Origin of the sequence: Longimicrobium sp., assembly GCF_036280135.1 — a bacterium.
Lineage (GTDB): Bacteria > Gemmatimonadota > Gemmatimonadetes > Longimicrobiales > Longimicrobiaceae > Longimicrobium.
Genome location: NZ_DASURI010000014.1, coordinates 1 through 6,023, shown reverse-complemented (window position 1 = coordinate 6,023; position 6,023 = coordinate 1). Strand labels below are relative to the sequence as shown.

Below are 6,023 nucleotides of genomic sequence, written 5' to 3'. Positions count from 1 at the left end.
GGTCCACGCACGGGCAGCGTCCGCGCGGCGGCTCCTCAGGATGACGCGGCGCGGTTTGATGCAACCTCCACTACAGGCACGGCGGGCCGGCTCCCCTGCGCGGGAGCCGGCCTCTCGTTTCGCGGGCAGGATCCTTCGTCGCCACCATGGTCCACGCACGGGCAGCGTCCGCGCGGCGGCTCCTCAGGATGACGCGGGTTGGCGTGGAGCGTGAACCGCCGTTCGAACCTCCCCCAGGGGTTTATTGGGGGAGGTGGGCGAGCTCCGCGAGCCCGGAGGGGGCGCTTGCGCTTACTCGCCTTTCGGCTTGCGGGCGGCGGGGCTGGTGAACTGATCCACGCGACGGCCGGAAGCCGATTCCGCGATCAGCTGCTCCATGCGGCGCTGGCGCGTGGCCTCCTGCTTGGCCGTGATCACCCAGTGCGTGACCGCCTTGCGGTAGCTCGGTGCCTGCGCCTGGAAAAAGCTCCAGGCGGCCTCGTTCGCCCGGAAGCGCGTCTCCATCGCGGGCTCGAACACGGCCTCGTCCTTCCGCTCGTGCGAGTAGATGCGCGAGTTGCTTTCCTCGCGGGCCTCGTACGCCCGGAGCCCGGCGGGCTGCATCCGCCCCTCCTGCGCCAGTTCCGGGACGCGCTTGATGTTGACGGCGCTCCACGTGCTCCTGGCCTTGCGCGGCGTAAACCGGATGGTATACGCCTCCTCGCCCAGGCTGCGCCGCACGCCGTCGATCCACCCGTAGCACAGCGCCTCGTCCACCGACTGCGCCCACGTCATCGTCGGCCGGCCCGTGTGCTTCTTGTGGAAGCCGACGAGCACCTCTTTCTCGCGCTCATGATTTTCCGCCAGCCACGCGCGGAACTCGTCGGGCGATGCGAAGAAGATCGGTTCCATGCGTTGATTCGGCCTCGGGACGGAGCGACTGAAGTCGCCGCAACGACTGCGGAAAGCCTCACAAACTGCGTGGGGCTTCAACCGCGGTGAATCTGCTCCCGGTGCGGTCGGCCAGATCCCGCACGGGCCAGTCCGCGCAGGCGGACTTCGCGAATTTCCAGCGGCGAATTCATTCGCTCCGGCTGGGGAACGGCCTTTACCGGATCAGATCCGCAATCGGCATCATTCGCTCCGGCTCGCGCGGGCCGTCCCACGGGGGAACGGTTGAGTGGAATGCACCGAGGCACCCACATTCCGCGGCCGAGAAGATCCTTCGGTCGGCGCCATGGATCCTGCCCGGGCAGGTCCACGCGGCCCTCCCTCAGGAAATCAAGCTGGGGATGAACCACTCACGCACTTCCCCTACTTCGTGCCGAACAGGCGGTCCCCGGCATCGCCCAGGCCGGGGAGGATGTAGCCCAGCTCGTTGAGCTCGCGGTCCAGCGAGGCCGTGTAGACGTGCACGTCGGGGTGGTCGTCCAGCATGCGCTGCACGCCCTCCGGCGCGGCCACCAGGCACACGAACCGCACCCGCGAGGCGCCGCTGCGCTTGAGCGACGCCGTGGCCGCCGAGGCCGATCCGCCCGTGGCCAGCATGGGATCCAGCAGGATGAAGTCGCGGGCCTCGGGCTCCGGCGGGATCTTGAAGTAGTAATCCACCGGCTGCAGCGTGTCGTGGTCGCGAAACAGCCCGATGTGCCCCACCCGCGCCGACGGGATCAGCCGGATCACGCCGTCCACCATCCCCAGCCCCGCGCGCAGGATGGGCACGATGGTGAGCTTCTTACCGCTCAGCTTCATCTCCGTCGTCGTCTCCAGCGGCGTCTCGATCTCCACCGGCGCCAGCGGCAGGTCCTTGGTGACCTCGTACGCCATCAGCATGGCGATCTCGTCCACCAGCTCCTTGAACTTCTTTTTGCTGGTTTCCTTGTCGCGCAGCACGGACAGCTTGTGGCGCACCAGCGGGTGCGTGACGACGGTGAGGTTCGGGAACTGGTGAGGCATGGGATGCTCCGCGGTGGACAGGTGGCGCGCCAACCTACGCGCCCATGCGCGGGGCACGCAACCTGCCCCCGTCCGCGCCCATGACGACGTTCACGACCCTGGTACGGGAGAGGGAGATGGAGACGGTCCGGCTCACCATCGAGGGAATGACCTGCAGCCACTGCCAGGCCGCCGTGGAAACGGCGCTGCGGGGGCAGGCGGGCGTGCAGTCCGCCACCGTGTACCTGCAGGACGGCAGCGCCGAGGTGGAGTACGATCCCGCCTCCGTGTCGCCCCCGCAGCTGACGGCCGCCGTGGAAGAGGAGGGCTACGCGGCGACGGTGGCGTAGGCGACACGAATCGGTGCACCACGCGGCGGCGCGATTCCAACCGGGATCGCGCCGTTTTTCCGTCGCGCCTCTCGCGCCGATTCCGATGCGGCGCCGATCCATCGCGTGCGCGGAACGAACACTTTCGGCCACAGATCGTTCACATCGTTTACCCGACCCTTCCCTTCTCCCTCCCGTGCAGACGATTACGGCGAGTTGACGGCCGTCCAGAATCATCCTACCATACCGCTCTGATTGTACTTTTCTGTTGGCTCACGACATGGATGTAAGATTTGTAAGAGACCAGCGCCCTACCCCGCGCCGGGAATGGACAACATCGCGTTCACCGCTGCGCCGCAGCACCGGAATAGTGCGGCGTGCACACTATCGCGCCAGTCGGGAAAGCGTTATCCTGATGGACAAGTTCCACACACTTAACGCAACTATGTGCAAAGCAACACGATTGGAGATCAGGTGGTCAGCCGGTCCTGGATGGCACGTGCGCTGCTATTTTGTCGCATAGCGCGCGATACGAATCGAGCGCCGCTGATCCATCTACTCCACCTTGCAGCGGGAGATACACAATGAAGCAGAAAATCCTCCGTTTCGGAAATGCCTTGATGATCACCGGAGCCCTGGCGAGCGGCGTTGTCGCGGTCTTTTCCGGCCCGGGCGACCTGTGGGCGCAGACGACGGGGACGGTGACGTGCTGGGCGGAGTCGTGCAGCGGCAACGTGTGCGTGCGCGTCCAGATCGAGTGCCCCAAGGAGCCCAAGGTGGTGACCGCCACCTGATACGCGTGCGTGGCGGTGAGCTCCACGGACTGCCGGAGCACAGGGTGCCCGGCAGATCCGCCTTGATCCTCAACGACAGGACAATCCCATGACTTCCACCAAGATCCCCGCCGCGGCCTGCATCGCCTGCTTCGCGCTCCTGGCCGCGTGCGAGCACCCCGGCGCCTCCGCGCCCCGGCTGGCGCCCAGCCCGTCCGCGCAGGCGAACGCCGCGGCCGCAGCCCTCTCCGCCCCCGCCGCCGACGTGCGGCGCGCCGGCGCCGTGCTCGCGGAGAACGTGGATGGATGGACGCGCCCGCAGGCCGCCCCGGCACGCGTGGATGGTTCGCGGACGGACGCGGCGGCGCTCGCGGCTCCCGCGGACCTCGCCGCCGCGCGGGCGGGGCTCAACGGCTACCTGGGCGGCGGGACCGCGCGGGCCGGGCAGGCACCGCCCAGATGACGCTACGGGTGGCGGCGCTCGCGTCCGCGCTCCTGCTGTCGGCGGCATGCGATGGCGGGGGGCGCGGCGCGAGGGCCTCGGTGCAGACCCGCGACAGCGCCGGCGTGGGGATCGTGGAGAACCGCGGATCCCCGCCCGCGCTGGGCTGGACGGTGGACACCGTCCCCCTCGTCTCCATCGGCGGGGACGGCGCGGCGGGCGGACCGCTCTTCCAGGTGACGGACGCCCTGCGGATGCCGGACGGCGGCATCGTCGTGGCGAGCGCCGGGACACAGCAGGTCCGCTTCTACGGGACGGATGGAACGCTGCTGCGCGCCGTGGGCCGCGCGGGAGAAGGACCGGGCGAGTTCCGCGCGCCGTTCTGGCTGGGCCGCCTGCGGGGCGACTCCGTGGCGGTGTGGGACGCGGGGCTTCGGCGCTTCTCCGTCCTCTCCCCCACGGGCGACTTTGGGCGCGCCATCCAGCCGTCCGGCCTGTCCGGCGTGTTTCCGCAGGTGATCGGCGTGCTGCCGGACGACCGGTTCGTCGTCGCGTCGGCCGCGGGCGCGCAGGCGCTGCCCTCGCCCGGCCAGCCCCGGCGCGACACGGCCGCGTTCGTCGTGGTGGACGCCGCCGGCGCCGTGGCCGATACGCTGGGCGTGTTCGCGGGGACGGAGATGGTGGCCATGGGCACCCCCGCGACGGGTTTCGTCCTTCGACCGCGGCCCTTTGGACGGCAGACGGTCACGGCCGTGCGGGACAATCGCCTCTACGTGGCCACGGGGGACACGTACCAGGTGGCCGTCCACGAGCCGGGGCGCGGCCTGCGCGCCCTCTACCGTGCGGAACGCGAGCCCGTCCCCGTCACGCGCGAGGACCAGGAGGCATATCGCCGGTCGCTGGTGACGCTGGGCGGCAACGCGCAGGCAAAGGCGCAGTCCGACCGGCTGCTGGACGAGGTCCCCTTCCCCGACCAGATGCCGCCGCTGACGGCCATGAAGGTGGACAGCGCCGGCAACCTGTGGCTGCAGGACCCGCAGCCCCCCGGCGATGACGCGCCGAGCACGTGGACCGTGCTGGACCCGGCGGGCCGCGTCCTCGGAAGGGTCCGCCTGCCATCCGATCTTAGCGTGCGGCAGATCGGCGGCGACTGGGTGCTGGGCGTGGTGGTGGACGCGGACCAGGTCGAGCACGTGCGCCTGTATCGGTTGACGCGCGGGTGATCCGCTGATCGGGGATCCTCCGGAACCGGGGCGATACCGGATCCAGGAAAGCAGTTGTTGATTCCTGAGGGGCCCTCACGAGCTCGGCCGCGCCGGATGCGTGCGGCCCCGAAGGATCTTCCCGACTTGGCAGGGACCCGGTCCAGCAGCGAAATCCCTGCACCGCGAAGGAGATCCTTCGGTCGCGCCTATGGTCTCGTGAGCGGGCGAGCTCCGCGCGGGCGCTCCCTCAGGAAATCAACGCCGATGCGCAGTGTTTGTGCGGATTCGGTATGAATGGACGGTAGTCCGAGACGGAGCGCGTGGTCCGAGACGGAGCGATTGAAATCGCCGCTGGAAAATCGCGAAGTCCGCCTGCGCGGACTGCCCCAGAGAGGGCCGCCAATGTGCACCGGCGCGGCGAGCCGGTCGGTTGAAGCCTCGTTCGCGGAGCGCGTCGGCGCGAGACGGGGCTTACCGCAGTCCCAGCGGCGGGTTTACCCGCTCCGGCTGGAAGCCGGCTACCATCGCAGAGCCGGTTCGGGGCGGAAGCATCGACAGAAAAACAGCGCCGGGGCGAGTTGCTCGCCCCGGCACTCTGTCATCCGTCCGTCAACCGATGCGCGTCAGACGCCGCGCTCGTTGTCGGGGGTGCCGTGCTGGTGCGGCTTCACGGGAAGGTCCGCCGCCTCCAGGTTGAGCTCCACGCCGGGCTTGAGGCCCTCGCCCACGCGCGACAGCGAGTTCAGCGCCTGGGGCGGACCGTCCGTGGGGTTGCCCTGCGGCACGGCGTGCTTGCCGAACGGGCTCTGGTTGTCGAGCTCGTCCTCGCGATAATTGGTGCGGTTGGGCGACTGCACCTCGTCGCGCTCTCCCACGCGCGGCCAGCCGTAGTGCCCCTCGTCCGCGAACTGGGCGCGGTCCGCCTGCTCCAGCGCCTCTTCGCGCTGGTACTGCGAATCGTCAGGCCGGGACGGGTCGGTGTCACGGCCCTGCCGGCGGCGGCCCATCCCCGACTGGTTCCCCGTCCATTCCGTGCTCATCTCGAACCCCCTGTCGTCGGTTTCGTACCCCGGGTGCATGCGCGCCCGCTCGTCCTCGATCTCCATCCGGTTCACCACGGTCTGCACGCCCTCGACGCCCTGCGCCACAGCCACCGCGCGGTGGGCCTCGTCGCGGGTAAAGACGGTGCCCGACAGCTCGATGATGCCCAGGCTGATGGCGCCCACGTCGATGCCGCGCTCCCGCAGCACGTCGTCGTCCAGGAACGCGTCGAGCACGGCGTCTTCCAGCAGCAGGAGCTCGTCCTGGTCGCGCGGCTCGCGCACCAGGCGGCCGGGGCTGGACGGCTCGGGCGCGCTCG

7 protein-coding genes are annotated in these 6,023 nt (G+C 69.6%); 4 read left to right on the top strand and 3 right to left on the bottom strand.

Going from position 1 to position 6,023, the window contains the following annotated elements:
- Nucleotides 1-291: 291 nt before the first annotated feature.
- Entirely contained in the window at nucleotides 292-891 is a 600-nt protein-coding gene (locus tag VFZ20_RS00395) for a YdeI/OmpD-associated family protein (RefSeq protein ID WP_329681827.1), read from the bottom strand.
- A 402-nt stretch (nucleotides 892-1,293) separates the two neighbouring features.
- Complete coding sequence (gene upp, locus VFZ20_RS00390) at nucleotides 1,294-1,935, bottom strand: uracil phosphoribosyltransferase (RefSeq protein WP_329681826.1); 642 nt, start codon at nucleotides 1,933-1,935, stop codon at nucleotides 1,294-1,296.
- Between the two features lie 44 nt (nucleotides 1,936-1,979).
- Between upp and VFZ20_RS00385 the strand changes: the two genes are divergently transcribed.
- The 4 genes from VFZ20_RS00385 (at nucleotide 1,980) to VFZ20_RS00370 (ending at nucleotide 4,681) form a co-directional block, all read left to right on the top strand.
- Nucleotides 1,980-2,264, top strand: coding sequence for a heavy-metal-associated domain-containing protein (locus VFZ20_RS00385; RefSeq protein WP_329681825.1), 285 nt, complete (start codon nucleotides 1,980-1,982; stop codon nucleotides 2,262-2,264).
- 599 nt (nucleotides 2,265-2,863) lie between these two features.
- On the top strand, nucleotides 2,864-3,037 hold the full coding sequence (locus VFZ20_RS00380) for a hypothetical protein (RefSeq protein WP_329681824.1): 174 nt from the start codon (nucleotides 2,864-2,866) through the stop codon (nucleotides 3,035-3,037).
- Between the two features lie 88 nt (nucleotides 3,038-3,125).
- On the top strand, nucleotides 3,126-3,479 hold the full coding sequence (locus VFZ20_RS00375; RefSeq protein WP_329681823.1) for a hypothetical protein: 354 nt from the start codon (nucleotides 3,126-3,128) through the stop codon (nucleotides 3,477-3,479).
- Nucleotides 3,476-4,681, top strand: a complete 1,206-nt coding sequence (locus tag VFZ20_RS00370; RefSeq protein ID WP_329681822.1) for a hypothetical protein — start codon at nucleotides 3,476-3,478, stop codon at nucleotides 4,679-4,681. The genes VFZ20_RS00375 and VFZ20_RS00370 overlap by 4 nt, the downstream gene beginning before the upstream one ends.
- A gap of 605 nt (nucleotides 4,682-5,286) precedes the next feature.
- On the opposite strand, the gene VFZ20_RS00365 is transcribed toward VFZ20_RS00370, so the two are convergent.
- Nucleotides 5,287-6,023, bottom strand: a 737-nt coding sequence (locus VFZ20_RS00365) for a BON domain-containing protein (protein WP_329681821.1), incomplete at its 5' end; no start/stop codon positions are given.

What these genes read in the sequence shown, in the direction of transcription:
- VFZ20_RS00395 (WP_329681827.1), bottom strand. Translation starts at nt 891, where the DNA reads ATGGAACCGATCTTCTTCGCATCGCCCGACGAGTTCCGCGCGTGGCTG.
- upp (WP_329681826.1), bottom strand. Translation starts at nt 1,935, where the DNA reads ATGCCTCACCAGTTCCCGAACCTCACCGTCGTCACGCACCCGCTGGTG.
- VFZ20_RS00385 (WP_329681825.1), top strand. Translation starts at nt 1,980, where the DNA reads ATGCGCGGGGCACGCAACCTGCCCCCGTCCGCGCCCATGACGACGTTC.
- VFZ20_RS00380 (WP_329681824.1), top strand. Translation starts at nt 2,864, where the DNA reads ATGATCACCGGAGCCCTGGCGAGCGGCGTTGTCGCGGTCTTTTCCGGC.
- VFZ20_RS00375 (WP_329681823.1), top strand. Translation starts at nt 3,126, where the DNA reads ATGACTTCCACCAAGATCCCCGCCGCGGCCTGCATCGCCTGCTTCGCG.
- VFZ20_RS00370 (WP_329681822.1), top strand. Translation starts at nt 3,476, where the DNA reads ATGACGCTACGGGTGGCGGCGCTCGCGTCCGCGCTCCTGCTGTCGGCG.